We start from the raw sequence: 18,755 nt of genomic DNA, 5'->3' as shown, positions 1-18,755 counted from the left end.
CACACGACACTAAACCCCATCATTCAATTTAGCCATCAACGCGGCGATCTTTTCCGGTTGATCGGCCTTGATGATTTTTTGCGCTAACGGAATGATATCCGGCAAATTGCTCTTCAAGATCTGGTTTTTCACCGTCAGCAATTGCGCCGGATACATGGAAAACTGTTGCAACCCCAAGCCCAGCAGCAACCTTGTGAACTGCTTATCACCCGCCATTTCACCGCAAATCGATACCGGCACTTTGGCGCGATTGGCACTTTGAATGACATGCGAAACCAGCCATAAAATCGCCGGATGGAACGGATCGTACAGATGCGCCACGGTATCGTCGATGCGGTCGACCGCCAGGGTGTATTGAATCAGATCGTTGGTACCGATCGACAGAAAGTCCAGTTTGCGCATAAAAATATCCAGGCTCAGCGCAGCTGCGGGAATCTCAATCATGCCGCCGACTTTGATGTGCTCGTCGAAATCTATTTTGTCATCGCGCAATGCCTGTTTCGCATACTCGATATGCGCCAGCGTTTGATCAATTTCCGCGATATTGGACAACATCGGCACCAGGATACGCACATCGCCGTACTTGGAAGCGCGCAGAATGGCGCGCAACTGCGTGTGAAACATCTTCGGCTCCGCCAGGCTCAGGCGGATCGCACGCAAACCTAGCGCCGGGTTAGCCGCCACTTGCTCACTGCCTTTGAGATTTTTGTCCGCGCCCAGATCAAAGGTGCGGATGGTCACCGGCTGTTTGTGCATTTTGACCGCAACCGTGCGGTACGCTTCAAATTGCTCATCCTCACCGGGCAAATCATCGCGGTTCAGAAACAGAAATTCGCTGCGGAACAAACCGATGCCGGTCGCACCGCTGTCTTTAACCTGCGCAATATCTTCCGGCAGTTCGATATTGGCGTACAAATCGACCAACGTGCCATCCAGCGTCATCGCCGCAACCGTCTTGATCCGTTGCAGCTTTTTTCTCTCCAATTCGAGCTGGCTTTGCCGCAAGCGGTATTCATCCAGCACGTATTTATCCGGGTTGACGATGACGATGCCGTTCGTGCCGTCGACAATCAGGCAATCATTTTCCAGAATCAGCTGATGCGCATGATGCAATGCCACGATCGAAGGAATATTGAGGCTGCGCGCCACAATCGCAGTATGCGATGTCTGGCTGCCCAGATCGGTCAGAAAAGCGGTGAATTGGTGCTGCTTGTACTGCATCACATCGGCGGGACTCAGATCATGCGCCACCAGAATGCTGTCGCCGGTCAAGCGCGACGCTACCGGCAAATAACCGGGATGCCCCAGCATCGCCTTGAGCACACGCTCGACCACTTGTACGACATCGGCTTTGCGCTCGCGCAAATAGGCATCTTCGATTTCCTCGAACTGCTCCAATAACACTTGCATCTGCTGCGTCAGTGCCCATTCCGCGTTGCACAGCGTGTGCGTAATCATGTTGCGGGTGGCGTCCGACAAGGTCGGATCGTCCAGAATCATCAAATGCAGATCGAGAAACGCACTAAACTCAGCACGCGCATGCCCATCGGCAACCGCTTTCTGCAGCGCCTCAAATTCCTTGCGCACCACCGCAAAAGCGCTATCCAGCCGGGCAATCTCCTTGTCCACCTGATGTTTCGGAATCAGGTAATGCATCACCTCCAATGCAGCCGGAGCAGCCAAATGCGCGTGCCCGATGGCAATGCCTTCCGATACGCCCGAACCCTGCAATATAAAGCTCATTCGCCCTCGCCAAAATAATCTTCAACCAACGCAACCAACGCCGCCATCGCATCTATCTCGTCATCGCCGTTGGTTTCCAGCTGAATCCGCGAGCCTTTATTAGCCGCCAGCGTCATCACACCCATGATGCTTTTCGCATTCACGCGGCGGTTATTGCGCGTCGCCCAGACTTCGCACTTGAATTGACTGGCTAGTTTTGTCAGTTTGGCGGAGGCACGCGCGTGCAGTCCGAGTTTATTGATAATTTCGACTTCTTTAGTTTGCATGGCAAGGTTCCGCATCAATTTGTATCACACCGCGTTGACCGCCGCTCAGGCCTTTTTCGATCACGGCCGGCAACGGCTCATGCCGGTAAGTCAACACGCGCACCAGCATCGGCAAGTTGGCGCCGGACAGACAAGCGATTTTACCGGGTTGCACCAGGCGGCTGGCAATATTGCAGGGCGTCGCGCCAAACATATCGTTCAATATCAAAACACCATCGCCACTGTCCAGCTGCTGAATCAATTCACGCGCCTGGATTAGCACCGCATCTGGATCATCCTGAATGAAAACGCCCAAATGCATCAGTTGCGGCGGTTTCATACCGACGACGTGGCTCGCGCAACGAATCAAATGTTCGCCTAAATCTTCATGTGTAAGAACTAAAATCCCGATCATTCTGTTTGTTATATTGTTATTCAGTTAAGCGCTAATTCCGGATTTTAGCATTGACAGTGCCTTAATATGCCGTGTTACCGGAATGATCATGAAAATATTTACGGCTGATGATATCCAACCATTGGATGGCTTAATACGCTATATTTATTTACGTTATATCTTTTCCTGTGAATTAATACGCTGTAAATTACATCAAAGCCCCTGATGTAGTAATTGACATGAATGGATAATTGCATGGTTTAAGCTGAAGCACGTCACTATTTGAACGGATTGGTGAGAAGATGAAAAAAAATGACCGGATCCTGGCTTTGCGTAAAGCGGCTGAAGCAATGGCGCGTGGTGATTTCGCACCGGATATTCCCATCGGGGACGACGACATCGGCAACCTGGGTAAGTCTCTCAAAGAGTTATCCGCTTACCTGCAAAAACAATCGGAAAGAAGTCAGTCGTTGTACAAAATCATGGTTGAGTGCAACCTCAATCTGCAGTTGATCGATGTGCTGAATCATATTTATGAATCTTTCCAAGAGCATTTGCCTTATGACCGGATTAGCCTGGCTTTACTCGAGAACGACGGAAGCAAGCTGAAATTGCATTGGTCGCGCGCCAGCTACGACAAACTGGAATTAGTCACCGGCCTGTCGATTCCGGTATCCGATCGCAGTTTGCATGCGCTGATCGACCTCAAACAGATGCAGATTATCGACGACTTGAGCGCGCATTTGCAAAAACATGCAAAATCCAGGTTGGCACAAGCCATTGCCAAGGAAGGCATCCGTTCCTGTCTCATCTGCCCTTTGATCGCCGCCGGCAAACCGATCGGTTTTATTTTCTTTTCCTGCCGGAAAAAGAACTCGTACCAAAATCTGCATAAGGATTTATCGCTGCAAATCGCCAGCCAGCTGGCCATCATTATCGAGAAAACGCAGCTCTACAAAGGCATTAAACTCAACAAGCTGCTCATTGCGCAAAAGAAATCACTGGAACAACGTGTCACGCACGATGCATTGACCGGTTTGCTCAATCGTCCCGCCATCTTCGATATCCTGCACAAGCAGATTCTGCGCGCCAAACGCGGTGGATTCGGCATTGCCGTCATTATGATCGACATCGATCACTTCAAATCCATCAACGATACCTACGGCCATCCCACCGGTGATGCCGTGCTGTGCGATATCGCCTGCCGCTTAATGCAATCGGCTCGCTCCCATGAATACATCGGCCGTTACGGCGGCGAGGAGTTTCTGGCAATCATCTCGCCGTATGACCAGGAAGGCGCGATCAAAGTCGCGGAAAGATTCCGCAAGGCTATTGCCAGCGAGGAAATCAACACCAACCAAACATTGATTCCAGCAACCATCAGTCTGGGCGTGGCTATCGCTACCGGGGAAGAATCACTGGATGAACATTTGCTGCTGCAACGGGCCGATGAAGCGCTTTACCAAGCCAAGCATAAAGGCCGCAACCGGGTTGAAGTGGCCAGAACGGATCGTTGAAAGACATTCCTGAATCCGGCAATAGATCACTTTCTTGTTTGCACCCCTATTTGTGCACCCTCACCATCCGGATAATTCTCACCGCAACAAACAACGTTTGCACGGCTCCCAGCAAATTAACGCTCGCTACTTGTTAGATTCAACTGACCACCGCGCATTCCGGTAAGACAAAGCGAGATTAACCGGTTGCGGTTACTGACCCCGGTTTTTACAAAAATGGCTTTCAGATGCGACTTGACCGTTTCAGGGCTCACGGCCAAACGCGCCGCAATCTGCTTGTTGCTTAACCCTTGAACCAGCAAATTGATGACCTTTTGTTCGCATTCGGTAAAAATAATATTGCCTGACTGCAAGCCAGCGGAATGATTTCGCTGGTTACTGAAAAAACTCAGTATCCGGCTTATCAGTTGACGGGGGAACCAATATTCCCCTTTATGCACGGCATGCACCGCCTTCAAAAAGAATTCCTGACTGACTCCGGTCAACAGGAGTCCTGACACGCGATATTCAACAATGGCCTGGACCAAATCGGGCAGAACGTCATCGTACAACAAGATTATTTTCACGTCCGACGGGCTTCTTCTGATGGCGCGCAACTGCTCGATGACAACGGCTTCGGGTAAAGCGGTATCGATCAGGATCAAATTGGAACCGGAATCCTCTAATTCCTCGTAGCGATCTTTAAGCTGATCGAGCTTGTACGGAAGAACGCTGATAACAGGCACTGTCTCCGAGTAGTTTTGCAGTTGGCCGGTTAAATCCTCTCGCCCGGAAATAATCCATAGGCGAAAGGGAACGCGCCATTGCACAGACGGCCCGGATGCGTCAAATCGCCTGGTTATTGACTGAATGGACAAACCGGGAGCCGGATCATGCTGCATGAGGACATCACGCCGCTCATGCCGCCGCCGGTTATAGCGCGCCTGTCCGCGCAGAACTGTTACATTGCGTCTGTCCTCCCGCTGGCGCCGCTCGTCCCGGCGCCGTTCGTAACAGTCAGTAGCGAAAGCCGCTTGATCTCCTTGCTCCTTTTTCGCGCGCTGAAGGAGAATGGATGGTTTTAGCCTTAAGTACATGGTTGGTTACTGGTAATAGCGCCGGTCATTGCAAACATCAATTCCGGATTTGTGATTCCGCGGCCGTTGGCACGAACGTTCCCATTCGATTGTTGAATTATCTTCAACGTCATGCACTGTATTCGAATCATTGATCGTTACCCTTTGCAGTATCTTTTTTATTTTATAAAGCTCATTTATTGAGATCAACTTATTGGTTTTATTCATCTTAATTGCCAATCAGGAAGATCTCAAGCCTCTTCGACCAATGATCAATGTAACCGAATTAACATTTAATAAATAGATGTCATTCATCATTAAATCGATAGTCATTTTCGGTTATCCAGGAAAGAAACTGTCCCACTGATGTAAGATATCATGAAGTCATCGTGCCAGGAAATAAGCGTTTTAACAAGCTGAATATAAAAGCAGCAACCGGGTTAAAGCCGCACACACGGTGTTTATCACAATGTGTTTTCCGTCACTCTGTTCAAGATCCGTGAATAGACACACACTGTCACGAATCCCCTGCTTGCAGCGTATAATGAGCGCCAAAGACAAACAATCCATTTAATCGATTACTTACTCCCGCAAACAAGAATATGACTCAGGAAAATCCATCAGCCATTCCCCAGGATGAAAACCAAATTATTGCCGAACGCCGCGCCAAATTGGCTGAATGGCGGCAAGCAGGCAATGCTTTCCCGAATACCTTCCGGCGCGAACATGTAGCGGCGGATCTGCACCGGCAATACGATGATTTAACTAAGGAGCAACTGGAAGAAGCACCGGTTGCGGTCAAAGTGGCGGGACGGATGATGTTGAAGCGCGTCATGGGCAAAGCCAGTTTCGCGACGATCCAGGACATGAGCGGACGCATTCAACTGTATATCTCGGACGATCTCACCGGTGCAGACGTGCACGCGGCGTTCAAGCATCATGACTTGGGCGACATTTTCGGCGCACAGGGTACGTTGTTCAAAACCAAAACTAATGAACTGTCGATCCGTGTCACGGATTTGCAATTACTGACCAAATCGCTGCGTCCGCTACCGGAAAAATTTCACGGTTTGTCCGATCAGGAACAAAAATACCGCCAGCGCTACTTGGATTTGATCACCAACGAAGAAGCGCGCAAGGTGTTTACCGTACGCTCGAAAATTATTCAGGCCATGCGCGAATTTTTTGTGGCGCGGAACTACCTGGAAGTCGAAACGCCGATGATGCATCCGATTCCCGGTGGCGCTTCGGCACGGCCGTTTTCCACGCATCATAACGCGCTGGACATGGCGCTGTATCTGCGCATCGCGCCGGAACTGTATCTGAAACGGCTGGTGGTCGGCGGCATGGAAAAGGTTTTTGAAATCAACCGCAATTTCCGTAACGAAGGCATTTCCACGCGGCATAATCCGGAATTCACCATGGTGGAGTTCTACGAGGCCTACCAGGATTTCACCTATCTGATGGACTTCACCGAGAAAATGCTGGCGCAAATCGCGCAAAAAGTGCTGGGCACCACCGAGGTCACGTATCAAGGTAAAACCATGGATCTGGCGAAACCGTTTGCCCGCTTGACCATCACCGCAGCCATCCGGAAATTCCATCCGGAATACACCGATGCGCAACTGAACGACCGCGATTTTCTGGTGAAAAAATTGCAAGCACTGAACATACACTTTAACCCGAAAGACGGCATCGGCGGCTTGCAGCTCTCATTGTTCGACGAAACCACCGAGCATTTGCTGTTCGAACCGACGTTCATCGTCGACTATCCGGCGGAAGTCTCACCGCTGGCACGGCGCAACGACAACAACACCGAAATCACCGACCGGTTTGAGCTGTACATCGCCGGACGCGAAATCGCCAACGGCTTCTCCGAATTGAACGACCCGGAAGACCAGGCCGCGCGCTTTCTGGAACAAGCCAAAGCCAAGGATGCTGGCGATAATGAAGCCATGCACTACGATGCGGATTACATCCGCGCGTTGGAATACGGCCTACCGCCGACTGCCGGAGAAGGCATCGGCATCGACCGGCTGGTCATGCTGCTGACCGACAGCCCGAGCATCCGCGATGTGATTTTGTTTCCGCAGTTACGGCGAGAAGATTAGGGGGCCGTTGGATAATTCGCCGATAGCTATAAAACACACTTTTTGTGGATGAGTGATGTCAAGGCTTGATTAATTGCAGTACAGATAAGACGACGCTCGGCATTCTCCGGTGCTCGAGTTTTATCGAATCGTTGATGAGCACGCTAATATTTAAGCTGTGGGACAGAAACCAAGCGAAGCGTAAGGAGTGTCACACATGAGCGCTTTGTTATACGTTTTGAAGCTCCGCATAAATACTCTCCCATTTGTTTAAAGCATGATCAATTAAAGATAAGGCCTGATATATTTCATTACCACTTTGATCAAGAACTGACATTTTTATTTCAATATTCTCAAACTCTTTGAAGTCCATTTCAATTTCATTTCCTCGGAATTCCAGTTTTTGCATGCTTTGACTAGGCACTAAATAAGAGAGAGTGCCGAGCTTTGGATATAAACCTGATCTGCTGTTTTTTAGCGAGCCATGTTTTATACCATTAGCGATATCTGCACAAACTGTTAGTTTTTTGTCTGAATCGATAAGTTTTTCAATTTTATTTGGGTCATATCCACGGGTTTCTAGAGTGCCTTTGAAATAATCCTTCATGTTCCAAAGCCAGATGAATACATTTAGTATTTCGTCTTCGAGTTCAATATGCGGTTTTACATTGTTTAGAATGTATGTTGTTTTTACCCCATCCTCAAATGTATGTGACCATGAAGAACCTCCACCCTGAATCGTTTTGGCACTTTCAGACAGTCTATTGGCTCGATCTAAAATCTTTCTTACATCAGAAATATTCATCTACTCTAAACAGCAGCAAGTATCCTGGATAAGCCTGCTTCATCCAGGATAAATTTCTCAAACGTCAAATCCGGAATCCCATCTGTCATATCAATGATAAACTGCATGTTAATAATGGTTTCGGAGAGTTTATCATGCCCGATAAGATGAAATGGATTTTAGAAAATATCAAGACATTGTCATCCCATGAGAAAGCGACGCTTGCACATTGCCTGATCTCAAGTTTGGATGATGTCAACGAGGAAAAAGTTGATGAAGCGTGGATTCAAATCGCAGAGCGCCGGTTCGCGCAACTTGAATCCGGTGCGGTGGAACCCGTTAGCTGGGAAGAAATCAAGTTAAAATTGAAACGTGAGTTGTGACGAACATTTACTTTCATCCTGAGGTTGCGCGCGATATACATGACTCGGTCGTCTGATATGAATCGCAGGCAAAAGGACTGGGGGGGTGATCTCATCAATGAACTTGAGAGCGCCTACGAAGGAAGCTATCGCCGAGCTCCCTGCCGTATGGCCTCAATTCAACAAAGGATTCCAGCGCTATATCCTGACTCGTTTTCCACTCGCGGTAATTTACAGACAATCAAGTGAAAGAATCTATGTGATTGCTGTGATGCATCAAAGCAGAAAGCCCGGCTACTGGCTCAATCGAATTTTAGAATAAGAAATCAAGCAAGTAGTATGAGCAAACACAGAACCACATCTTTGACCTCGCACTACTTCCTCTTATCAATCAGACAAAAGCGTTTTTTAAACCGCCAATTGCCAATCTATTCGATCAACGCAAACTGATAATCGGTCAGCTGTTTCTTCCGGCGTGGGGCTAAGAAGAGAAATAGCAGCTGTAATTTTTAATCTTTGCATAATACAAAGGAAAAGGGGATCAAGAACGGTTTTCGCATTCGCGACCTGATCCTTTTATACCATTCCGAGGCGGTTCATCCCCCAATAAGAAACGAATCTGCGTCCATCGAGTCTATGCGTCTCCTTGCGGCTCAGTGAGCCGGCGTATCGTTAGCGCGGCTCGTTGCTCTATCAGGGTGATAATCTGCTCAACCAAGGGGTTTCCAGCGAATTCAAGCTCTTTCTGCGATTGAAGCTGGCGGGCAGTCTTCGGCAGGCTCTGCGCCAATTCCAGAATGCGCTTGCGGGTTTGGGCCCGGCCCAAGCCAGCGCTCTCGGCGAACTGGTCCCAGTGATGAGCCTGTACCTCGCTGAACTTGTATTTGCTGCCGATCTTCATCGCCATTTTGGGTGTGAGGGTCTGGTACACCGCCGTCGACAGGGTGTCGTACAACGGTGCCAATACCGGAAACTTGGCGGTGTAAAGCAAGGAGAAGTTCTTGGCATGCGCGTCATGATTGCCGATCAAGGCATTGAATACCACGTAATCGAGCAGGTGCAATACCTGGGGTGCGCTAGGCCGGGTGACATGACGCAGCAGGCTGAAGCACGCGGCAAGATCGGGGCCTCCTTCGTTTTGGTATTTCATCTCGGGCACCACGCCCAGCGCTTGACAAAAATCCTCCTGATGCAGGCGTGCTACCCGGCCTTGCGTGCCGGTTTGCCGGTCATAACGCGCCACCAGTAGAAAGCGGCGGTCGACAATGGTGCGGATCTGCGCTTGAGCGGCTTGCAGCTTCATGGCGCAAGCCAGGGCGAGGCAGAAGCCTTCATTGGTGACGCTGTCTTCCACGCCATGAATAAGCGGCTTCAGGATATGGGTGCTGGGTTGCCCTCCTTGAGGCAGACCAATGCGCTGTCCGTCAAAAACAACCGGTAGCTTGTCCTGCACACCGGCCAATGACAGCCGCAAGCCATCCTTGCCAGCCATCATCGGGCGGCGGGGCAATTCATCAAGGATGGCGATCAATTCATCATCGTTCAGCCACTGAACGTGATCATCCCCGGACGGTGAGGGAGATGCTCCAGGCGGCAGAAACGTAATGGCTCCAGCACACTCTCCGCCGATGTGATCGAGCAAGGCAAAATCGTTCTGACCCGATACCTGAAATTGCTGTGCGATCAAGCGGCGCAGATGACCTTCGGGGAGCAGACCGGCAAAGAATGGGCGCGTGTGGATGTCATCGAATGCATCCGATTGCAAGGGGAGCGAGCAAGACAGCGCGACGGCTCCCGGACGATTCAGCCAGTTTTCGCGGTAGTGGAAACTGAGCCGCCCTTCCTGCAGCGACAAAGTACCGACGTGATCGGCAAACAGCCAGACCTCGAGTTCATGCACCATTGTTGTCTATTTTTATCACCGCAGATTGTTCCGGCAGGCCCGCAAGAACGACTTCGCCGCCTAAGGCATTGATGACCCGCAGAACCTGCTCAAGTCGCAACGTGGGCTTTCCCGCTTCGAGATCGACAATGAACCGTAGCCCGACACCGGCTGCCAAAGCGAGCTGAGACTGTGTCAGGCTGAGCTGCTTGCGTGCTGCACGCAGGGCAAGCCCGAGTGATTGAGTGCTGTGGATGCGGATCATGGATTTCGCTTTGTCTATTTTTCCCGTTCGGGAAATTATGAAACAAAGTACACATCTGAGCAAGTTAATTTTCCTGATCGGGAAAAATTATGCTTCAACTCATCTTATTTGAGAAAATATTTCCTATCGGGAATATTTGCTCATTCGCCATTATCGGCAGGTAGCCCGAACAAGCTTGCGTCATCTGGGATAAAAAAGTATTCCCTAAGCCTTCAATCGCCAACCCACTCTATCAACGCAAACTAATAACCGGCCAGTTATTTCTCTCGGCATGGCTTTTCAGTGTCGGATCGGGATCGACGGCGACCGGGTGGGTGACTTTGCTGAGCAGCGGCAAGTCGTTGAGTGAGTCGCTGTAAAACCAGCTGCGCAGGAACGATAGCCAGGTCAGATTGTGCGCATCCAGCCATTTTTCCAGCCGCTCAACCTTTCCTTCCCGGAACGAAGGCGTGCCGGATACCCGGCCAGTAAACTCGCCGTCTTTTTCTTCCGGTTCGGTTGCAATCAAGTGCTCGATGCCGAGCGCGTGGGCGATCGGCGCAGTGACGAAGCTGTTGGTGGCGGTGATGATGATGCATAAATCGCCGTCCAATTTGTGCCGCTCGACCAATTCCCGGGTGCCGCGCGCGATGATCGGCGTAATCCTCTGGGTCATGAATTCCTTACGCCAGGCTTCCAGTTGCGCGCGTGGATGACGCGCCAGCGGCTTGAGCTGAAAATCGAGAAATTCGTGAATATCCAGCGTGCCTGCTTTGTATTGCTCGTAAAACTCGATATTTCTCGCTTCGTGCAGCTCGCGGTCCAAGGCTTTCTTCTCAATCAAAAATTGCGCCCATTGAAAATCGCTGTCGCCTGCAATCAGCGTGTTATCCAGATCAAATAATGCTAAATTCATGAAGCCACCTGTAATAATTCTCGTAATAAAGGAATGGTAATCGGACGCTGCTGCGCCAGTGAATAGCGATCCAGCGCATCCAGCGTCATCATCAGCGACGGTAAATCGCGCCGCCCGTGCCGCAATAGATAAAGACAAATTTCCAGCGGTATGTCAAAACCGCGATCGGCGGCATGTGTTTTCATCGCTTGGATTTTTTCCGCTTCGGTTAATTCGTGCACTTGAAACACCAGCCCCCACCCCAAGCGCGTAACCAGATCCTGCCGCATCGCCAGATACATCGGCGCGACTGAACCACTCAGCAACAGGAATGTGTGACCTTCGTCGCGCAACTGGTTATACAAATTAAACAATTCGATTTGAGCCGGTGCATCCAGACAATCAATATCGTCAATTGCGATGCAATCCATAGCGCTATCCATGGGAAATCCGCTGTGATTTTTGGCGCTGCAATATACCGCTTTCAGGTTTTTTTGGGTATAGGCGGCAACCGTTGCCTGCAGCAAATGGCTCTTGCCGCACCCCGGCTCACCCCACAAATAAACAAAACGCTCCCGCTCGCGCGCCGACAGAATACCGCTTAACATGTGCAGCAGCTCGGCATTTCTTCCCGGCTGAAAATTTTCCAGCAGGGGAGACGGTAGCGGCCTAATATCCAGCAGCAATTGTTGCATCATACTGACTCAAGGTAATCGCCGGACCCGAAATTGGCAGCGCTTATGATTTATAGAAATTGCTGACCAGGTAGTGCTGATGCAAATGACGTAGCCACACCAGCAGTACAGCACTCACCGGCAACGCCAGCAGGATACCGAAAAAACCGAATAATTGACCGAACGCCATCAAGGCGAAGATCACCATGACTGGATGCAGCCCGATACGATCCCCCACCAGCCAAGGAGTAAACAGCATGCCCTCGAGCAATTGACCTACGCCGAATACGATCCACACCGGAATCAATCCGCTCCAATCCTGAAATTGCATCACGGCGGCCAGCGTCGCCAGCGTCAGGCCGACGATCATGCCGAGATAAGGCACGAAAACCAGAATGCCCGCAACCAAGCCGATCGGCAACGCAAATTCCAATCCCGCCAGCCACAGACCGGTAATGTAGCAAATACTCATCAGCAGGATAACGGACAACTGTCCGCGCAGGAATTCCGCCAGAATTTGATCGGTCTCGCGCGCTAATATGGAAATCTGCTGGTGCCAGTAACGCGGAATCATTTCATCGACCAGTTTGACCAACATATCCCAATCGCGCAGCAGATAAAACAGCACCACCGGCACCAACAGCATGTTGACCAGAAATTCCACAATCGCCATACCGCCGCTGGTCAGCGAAGGCAGCACCTTCGCTGCCACTCCGCCCGCGCTTTGCCAGTGTTCCGATATCGCTTGTTTCAGCACATTCATATCCGGTTGCAGACTGATGTTAAAGCGGGCTTCCAGCCATGGAATCACCTTGCTCCGCAGCACTTCCAGATACGCCGGCATTTTGTCCATCAGCCGCCTGGCTTCTTCCTCAAACAATGGCACCATAATAAAAATCAGCGCGACAAACATGCCGGACAGCAAGAACATCACCAGGATCGTGCCCGCGGTCCGCGATATGCTTTTGCCCGCCATGCGCGTCACCATCGGATTACAGATATAAGCAATGACGGCAGCCAGCAGAAAGGGCGTCAGAATCGGATTCAGCAAGTAAATCAACCCGCCCGACACGCAAGCCAGTATCAGCCACCAGAGGTAACGCAGATCATCGGAACGTTCGGTATTCATGCCAGAATCTCAGCTCTGACCGGCTTTCGCCTTGAGCGCGTGACTGGCCAGATTCTTGCCAAGCTCCCAAATAGAACCCGGCACTTGGTGCGTGTCAGCGACCGTCTTGGTAAACGCGCTGATAACGCGATCGCAATCTTTCTGCGTCAAGATCAGCGGCGGCAGCAGCTTGACTACATTCATGCCGTGCCCCGCCACCTGCGTCAGAATTCTGTGCTCTTTAAACAGCGGAATCGTGATCATCTGGCAGAACAATCCTTTGTTGGCTGCTTCCAGCATCATCCATGCGGCTTTTAACGAAAAGCTATCGGGCGATTTGAATTCCACCGCAATCATCGATCCTTTGCCGCGCGCTTCTTTCAGGAATTCAAACTGGCCGGTCAAAGCGTTCAAACGCCCGATAATATCCGCGCCGACTTTTGCGCTATTCTCGACCAGTTTCTCGGACTTAATCACCTCCAGACTGGCCAGGCCAGCCGCCATCGCCATATTGTTCTTGGAGAACGTGGAACCATGCACCACCGCGCGATCCATGCGATTGAACACGCTATCCATAATCGGCTGCGTCATGGCGACCGCACCGACCGGCACGAACCCGCCGGACAGCGCCTTGGCCATACAAATCATGTCGGGCTTCACGCCCCAGTGCTCAACCGCCCAGAATTTACCAGTACGCCCCAGCCCGGTCTGAATCTCATCCGCGACAAACAAGGTGCCGTATTTCTTGCACATGCGTTCGACTTCGGGCAGATAGTGATCGTCCGGGATATTCACGCCCTTGCCTTGAATCGGTTCAACCACGAATGCCGCCACGTTGCGGCTGCTGAGCGCTTGCTCCAAAGCGGCCAAATCGTTAAAGGGAACCGAACCGCAATCCTGCAATAATGGCCCGAAACCGTCCTTGAAAATCTGCTCGCCGTTCAGCGACAACGCGCCCATCGTCAAACCATGATAGGCATGATCGCAGCAAATAATACGGTTGCGCTTGGTAAAGTAACGCGCAAACTTGATCGCCGCTTCAACGGCCTCAGTACCGGAATTGCAAAAAAACGCGCGTTCCAGATTATCCGGTGTCGTGGTCAAAATCTCCTTGGCCAGCAAACCGCTTAGAATCGACACATCCATCTGTACCAAATCGGGCAATTCGAGCGACAACACTTCTTTTAATGCATTGACGATGACCGGATGATTGCGCCCAAACGCATACACACCAAAACCGCTCAATAAATCGAGATATTCGTTACCCTGCTCATCGTATAAATATTGTCCCGCCGCACGCTCATAATTGCGGTCATAACCGATCGTCTTCAGTACCCTGACCATCTGCGCATTCAGGTAATGATCGTGCAAATCAAATTTGTCGGTGCGATGCTGCGATAACAAATCGGCGATACTGAAAGACATGAACTACCCCGGTGTTGGAAAACCAGCCAGCAACGCTGGAAAAAGATTAATTGACTCCACCCAGAAAAACTACTGCAAAACCGTATTACGACAACAAAAATTAGCGCAGATCATACCATTCTTGCACATATTTTTGCTGTTAAAAACACGGGGTGATTTGAATGTAGGAAAAATCCCAAGACATAGCCGATGGATTTGGATGCCAGTGATGTAATCCTTCGGGAAACAACCTTTTGGAGGGAAATTTCATTGTTCCGGAAAGCCGCAATAGGCCCAAATGACAAGGATATACCAGTATCCCGCTTGAAAGTGCTAATGAATAGTTTTTTTAAGCCAAGCATCTCCAACTTAGGGAAGTTGGGCGGCATGTCTGTGGATTTTTTACATTGAGAACACGGTACGATTTCATACCAGATTTGAACTTTGCCGCAGCTGAGCGGCACAGCATAAAAAAATAGAGCATTTATTGATGCAAATGCTCTATTTCAAATTAACGATTACTGCTTACGAAAACGATTCCAATGTAATCAGCACAAACAGAATAAATATAATTGCAAAATAAGCATTTCCAAATTTTTCCAAGATTCTCTCCTCATTGATAGTTAGTTAAAAACATATGATGAGATTATCAGAAATCACAAAAGTTCACAAATTATTCACAAAAAAATTACAAAAAATTCACGAAGCTGATCTTGGATGCCAAAATCACTCGTTTCTATTCCCCAGAAAAGATAACAAATCGTTGCTTAAAAAGCACCTACCTTGATATTCTTAAAAATGATCATTTAAACAAATCGCTATCGACAAATTCCGCCTTGACCAGTGACCAGAAATCATCGGCGAGTCCGTCTTCGATATAAGCATAGGGCAACCAACCGTAGCCACCGTCACCCCAGTCCGTTCCCCAAGAATTACGAATCAACAATGCGCCCTTAGTGGAGCCGATTTTTTTCTGGTCGTCATACCCGACCGCGAGCACCGCGTGCCCGCCGTCCAAGGTATCTCCGCCGGCGGGATAAGGAATTTCCCCTTTGCCATCGCCGGATCGCGGCATCGAACTGTAAACCGAGAAACCGAACATGGCAGGAAGTTGCCCGGCGAGACTGGTTTTTACGTTCTTCAGCACGGTAGCTGTGGGTGTATTGGGCGGATCAAGCCGGTAATAATTGATCGCTTGATAATTCTGCGCGTATGAAAAGCAGAAATTGGAAGGATCATCGTTGAACTTGGCGACGTCGTAAGGCCAATATTTCTCCGGCGGAACGCCAAACAGCACCAGCGCTTTCATGGTGTCTCTCAGATACGCGCCATCGTCGCCAGTGAATCCCAGTAGTTGCCGCGTGACTTTGTATAAAAACAGCCGCGATGCATCGACGTGTTTTCCAAAAGCGCGGCGCTCAAAGTATTCCACCATGCCGACACCCGCATGGGCTGTACAGGAACCGAGCTGCCCCTGGTCTTCAATCGGCGAACAATATTTGCGCAGATCGACCGAAGCCGGTAAAGTCTTCGCGGCTTTTTTCAAGGCTGATGATTTTGCCAGAACTTTTGCAACCGCTGATGTCGATTGCGTGTGATCCCGCATATCGGGCAGGTCTCTATGCCAACCCAGTCCACGGCCATGAATTGTTTTCATATTCCACCTCCAATCAAAGTACGTTAATCAATCTACCCTTGCCACACTGTATACTGATAGAACTTCTTTTACTTCAACTGCTTCTTGAGTATAAGTCAAACCGGTGCAATAGCAAAATATAGAGTCAATCCAAACAATCCCCGGGAACTCCATCACCGGACGGAGATTTTTATCTGCGCGCACCATGCGCATCGCTCATTTGCGGTAAAATCCAGTTTTGCCGGTAGCATTCATATTAACCGCACGGGAATCCAAGTTGACTTCATCCAAATCTGATCATCCGAACACAACGCCATTATCCTATCGGGATGCCGGGGTCGACATCGACGCTGGCGACCAACTGGTTGAAAATATCAAGCCGTTGGCCAAGCGCACCCTGCGGCCCGAGGTACTCACCGGTATTGGCGGTTTTGGCGCATTGTTTGAGATTTCCAAGAAATACCAACACCCGGTGCTGGTTTCCGGCACCGATGGCGTGGGCACCAAGCTGAAGCTGGCGTTCCAGCTCAACCGGCATGACACCATTGGCATTGATTTGGTGGCGATGAGTGTCAACGATATTCTGGTGCAAGGCGCTGAGCCGCTATTTTTCCTGGATTATTTCGCCTGCGGAAAATTGCAGGTGGAAACAGCAACAGCAGTGATCGGCGGTATCGCACGCGGCTGCGAACTCGCCGGTTGCGCGTTGATCGGCGGGGAAACGGCGGAAATGCCGGGCATGTACCCGCACGACGAATACGACTTGGCCGGATTTGCCGTGGGCGCGGTAGAGAAGGAGCGGATTATCAGCGGCGCGACGATACAAGCGGGCGATATCGTGTTGGGCGTTGCCTCCAGCGGCGCACATTCCAACGGTTATTCTCTGATCCGCAAGATTATTGAACATAGTCACGCCGACTTGTCCGGAGACTTTCACGGCCAGCCCCTCGCCGATGTCATCATGGCGCCGACTCGTATTTACGTCAAACCGTTATTGGCATTGATCAATCAACTGCCGGTGAAAGGGCTGGCGCATATCACCGGCGGTGGCTTGGTGGAAAATGTGCCGCGTATTTTACCCGATCAGCTTGCGGCGGTTTTACACCGGGATGCCTGGGAAATGCCGCCGTTGTTCCGTTGGTTGCAGCAGCAAGGCAATGTCGCCGAGCATGAAATGGCGCGCGTGTTTAATTGCGGTATCGGCATGGTGATCGTTGTCGCGCCCGAGCATGCCGATACCGCGCTAAGCAGTTTGCATACGGCGGGAGAAACCGCATGGCGGATTGGGGAAATCAAGTTGCGTACGGCTAATCAACCAGCCACCGTACTCGTGTAAACCTTTATTCCGGCAACTGCATCATGAAATCACTGGTCATTCTGATCACCGGCCGCGGCAGTAATATGCAGGCGTTGCTGGAAGCGAAATTGCAAGTAGATCGCATTACCGTGATCAGTAACAATCCCCATGCAAGCGGACTGGAAATTGCACGGCAACTGGGTGTTGAAACTTTGATTTTGGATCACCGCGATTTCCCGGACCGCCAGACATTCGATGCGGCATTGGCGGAGAAAGTTGACACCTGTCAGCCAAAACTGATTGCACTAGCCGGCTTCATGCGTATACTTAGCGATCGCTTTGTACAACGTTACCAAGGCCGGTTAATGAACATTCACCCTTCCTTACTCCCTGCCTTTCCTGGATTAGGAACACATGCGCGGGCGCTGCAAGAAGGCATCCGGATTCATGGCTGTACGGTGCATTTTGTCACGTTGCAGCTGGATCACGGCCCGATTGTGATTCAAGCGGCTGTCCCGGTATTACCGGGTGATAGTGAAGAAACGCTGGCCGCGCGTGTTTTACAGCAAGAGCACCGCATTTATCCACAGGCTGTCCGCTGGTTTATGGAAGACCGGATCCGTTTGAACGGAAATCAGGTTGAAGTGACTGGCGCCAGCGTCAGTGAAGTTGCACTTTTTTCACCAGGATTGCCGGAATGAAATGTGCGGCATTGCTTTTTCTGCTGGGATTGCTCAGTTTCCCGGTCGTGGCGACGGATTTGCCGTCGCGCATCGAAATTAAATATGCGGTGACGACTGATATCGGCGAAGGGGAGATTGATGAAGTGATGGAGATCAAGCACGTCGATGGCAAGGCGCATTATTCGATCAATAGCGAAGCACAAGCCACCGGCATGTATAAACTCATCGAACCGAATAGCATCATGCGCCATAGCGAAGGCTTCATCACCAAACATGGTTTACGGCCCATGCGCGCTTATGAAAAACGCGGTAAAAAACAACCCAGCGTCGCAGAATTTGACTGGAATAACCATATCATCACACTCAATCACCAAGGTCATCATGCCAAGGAAAAATTGCCGGATGGTACGCTCGATCGTCTCAGCCTGTCGTACAACTATATGTTTACTGAGCTGCCGAAACACCATGTTGACCGATACGTTACCAATGGCCATAACCTGCGGTTAACACGCTATACCATATCGAAAGAAACCCTCAACACACCGATCGGGAAAATGGAAACAATGGTATTAACCCGGCAGGAAGAAAAGCACTCCAAGCTTAAAAGGAAAATATGGCTAGCGCTGAACAATCACATGCTACCCGTACGTATTGTTTCGGTCGAGGATAATGGCCGGGAAATCGACAAAATAGTGACCGAAGTTAATATCAGCTATAAACCCGATCATTAATTCATTTGTTT

Annotated in this window: 18 protein-coding genes; 6 read left to right on the top strand and 12 right to left on the bottom strand. The window is 50.3% G+C overall.

Translation table 11 applies throughout. From position 1 onward, the window contains the following. Positions 1-9: 9 nt before the first annotated feature. Genes ptsP through BLU57_RS01840 form a run of 3 tightly spaced genes read right to left on the bottom strand, consistent with a single transcriptional unit; the run spans position 10 to position 2,403 of the window. Positions 10-1,743, bottom strand: a complete 1,734-nt coding sequence (gene ptsP, locus BLU57_RS01850; protein WP_090315445.1) for a phosphoenolpyruvate--protein phosphotransferase — start codon at positions 1,741-1,743, stop codon at positions 10-12. Beyond that, complete coding sequence (locus BLU57_RS01845) at positions 1,740-2,009, bottom strand: HPr family phosphocarrier protein (RefSeq protein ID WP_090315443.1); 270 nt, start codon at positions 2,007-2,009, stop codon at positions 1,740-1,742. Before BLU57_RS01845 ends, ptsP begins: the two co-directional genes overlap by 4 nt. Next, the gene (locus BLU57_RS01840; RefSeq protein ID WP_090315441.1) at positions 1,999-2,403 is read right to left on the bottom strand and encodes a PTS sugar transporter subunit IIA; all 405 of its coding nucleotides are present in this window, start codon (positions 2,401-2,403) and stop codon (positions 1,999-2,001) included. The genes BLU57_RS01845 and BLU57_RS01840 overlap by 11 nt, the downstream gene beginning before the upstream one ends. A gap of 281 nt (positions 2,404-2,684) precedes the next feature. Between BLU57_RS01840 and BLU57_RS01835 the strand changes: the two genes are divergently transcribed. Continuing rightward, positions 2,685-3,899, top strand: a complete 1,215-nt coding sequence (locus BLU57_RS01835) for a sensor domain-containing diguanylate cyclase (protein WP_090315440.1) — start codon at positions 2,685-2,687, stop codon at positions 3,897-3,899. A gap of 116 nt (positions 3,900-4,015) precedes the next feature. Here the strand turns inward: BLU57_RS01835 and BLU57_RS01830 are convergent, their stop codons facing one another. Then, complete coding sequence (locus BLU57_RS01830) at positions 4,016-4,975, bottom strand: helix-turn-helix transcriptional regulator (protein ID WP_090315438.1); 960 nt, start codon at positions 4,973-4,975, stop codon at positions 4,016-4,018. A 581-nt stretch (positions 4,976-5,556) separates the two neighbouring features. Here BLU57_RS01830 and lysS point away from each other — a divergent pair. Further along, positions 5,557-7,065, top strand: a complete 1,509-nt coding sequence (lysS, locus tag BLU57_RS01820; protein WP_090315434.1) for a lysine--tRNA ligase — start codon at positions 5,557-5,559, stop codon at positions 7,063-7,065. Between the two features lie 208 nt (positions 7,066-7,273). Here lysS and BLU57_RS01815 read toward each other — a convergent pair whose 3' ends face one another. Then, positions 7,274-7,849, bottom strand: coding sequence for a hypothetical protein (locus tag BLU57_RS01815; protein ID WP_090315432.1), 576 nt, complete (start codon positions 7,847-7,849; stop codon positions 7,274-7,276). Positions 7,850-7,983: 134 nt separating this feature from the next. On the opposite strand from BLU57_RS01815, the gene BLU57_RS01810 reads away from it, so the two are divergent. Beyond that, on the top strand, positions 7,984-8,211 hold the full coding sequence (locus BLU57_RS01810) for an addiction module protein (RefSeq protein WP_090315430.1): 228 nt from the start codon (positions 7,984-7,986) through the stop codon (positions 8,209-8,211). 613 nt (positions 8,212-8,824) lie between these two features. On the opposite strand, the gene BLU57_RS01800 is transcribed toward BLU57_RS01810, so the two are convergent. From BLU57_RS01800 to BLU57_RS01765, 7 genes are all read right to left on the bottom strand, one after another. Further along, on the bottom strand, positions 8,825-10,093 hold the full coding sequence (locus BLU57_RS01800; RefSeq protein ID WP_090315426.1) for a type II toxin-antitoxin system HipA family toxin: 1,269 nt from the start codon (positions 10,091-10,093) through the stop codon (positions 8,825-8,827). Next, positions 10,083-10,400, bottom strand: a complete 318-nt coding sequence (locus BLU57_RS01795) for a helix-turn-helix transcriptional regulator (protein WP_256206084.1) — start codon at positions 10,398-10,400, stop codon at positions 10,083-10,085. Before BLU57_RS01795 ends, BLU57_RS01800 begins: the two co-directional genes overlap by 11 nt. Before the next feature lie 169 nt (positions 10,401-10,569). Next, on the bottom strand, positions 10,570-11,232 hold the full coding sequence (locus BLU57_RS01790; protein WP_090315422.1) for a histidinol-phosphatase: 663 nt from the start codon (positions 11,230-11,232) through the stop codon (positions 10,570-10,572). Then, entirely contained in the window at positions 11,229-11,909 is a 681-nt protein-coding gene (hda, locus tag BLU57_RS01785) for a DnaA regulatory inactivator Hda (protein ID WP_442512590.1), read from the bottom strand. Before hda ends, BLU57_RS01790 begins: the two co-directional genes overlap by 4 nt. Before the next feature lie 40 nt (positions 11,910-11,949). Then, positions 11,950-13,014 carry an AI-2E family transporter gene (locus BLU57_RS01780; protein ID WP_090315420.1) on the bottom strand — a complete coding sequence of 355 codons (1,065 nt, stop codon included), beginning with the start codon at positions 13,012-13,014 and terminating at the stop codon, positions 11,950-11,952. Positions 13,015-13,023: 9 nt separating this feature from the next. Next, complete coding sequence (locus tag BLU57_RS01775; protein ID WP_090315418.1) at positions 13,024-14,418, bottom strand: aspartate aminotransferase family protein; 1,395 nt, start codon at positions 14,416-14,418, stop codon at positions 13,024-13,026. A gap of 781 nt (positions 14,419-15,199) precedes the next feature. Then, positions 15,200-16,054, bottom strand: a complete 855-nt coding sequence (locus tag BLU57_RS01765) for a C1 family peptidase (RefSeq protein WP_090315414.1) — start codon at positions 16,052-16,054, stop codon at positions 15,200-15,202. 256 nt (positions 16,055-16,310) lie between these two features. On the opposite strand from BLU57_RS01765, the gene purM reads away from it, so the two are divergent. The 3 genes from purM to BLU57_RS01750 are packed head-to-tail and all read left to right on the top strand — an operon-like array spanning position 16,311 to position 18,744. Then, the gene (gene purM / locus BLU57_RS01760; protein WP_090315693.1) at positions 16,311-17,369 is read left to right on the top strand and encodes a phosphoribosylformylglycinamidine cyclo-ligase; all 1,059 of its coding nucleotides are present in this window, start codon (positions 16,311-16,313) and stop codon (positions 17,367-17,369) included. A 23-nt stretch (positions 17,370-17,392) separates the two neighbouring features. Continuing rightward, complete coding sequence (gene purN / locus BLU57_RS01755; RefSeq protein ID WP_090315412.1) at positions 17,393-18,031, top strand: phosphoribosylglycinamide formyltransferase; 639 nt, start codon at positions 17,393-17,395, stop codon at positions 18,029-18,031. Further along, positions 18,028-18,744, top strand: coding sequence for a DUF3108 domain-containing protein (locus tag BLU57_RS01750; RefSeq protein WP_090315411.1), 717 nt, complete (start codon positions 18,028-18,030; stop codon positions 18,742-18,744). The genes purN and BLU57_RS01750 overlap by 4 nt, the downstream gene beginning before the upstream one ends. Positions 18,745-18,755: the final 11 nt, after the last annotated feature.

Origin of the sequence: Nitrosomonas oligotropha (genome assembly GCF_900106555.1) — a bacterium.
Classification (GTDB): domain Bacteria; phylum Pseudomonadota; class Gammaproteobacteria; order Burkholderiales; family Nitrosomonadaceae; genus Nitrosomonas; species Nitrosomonas oligotropha_A.
Note: the sequence above shows the minus strand (reverse complement) of the source record. Positions and strands in the feature narration are given on the sequence as shown.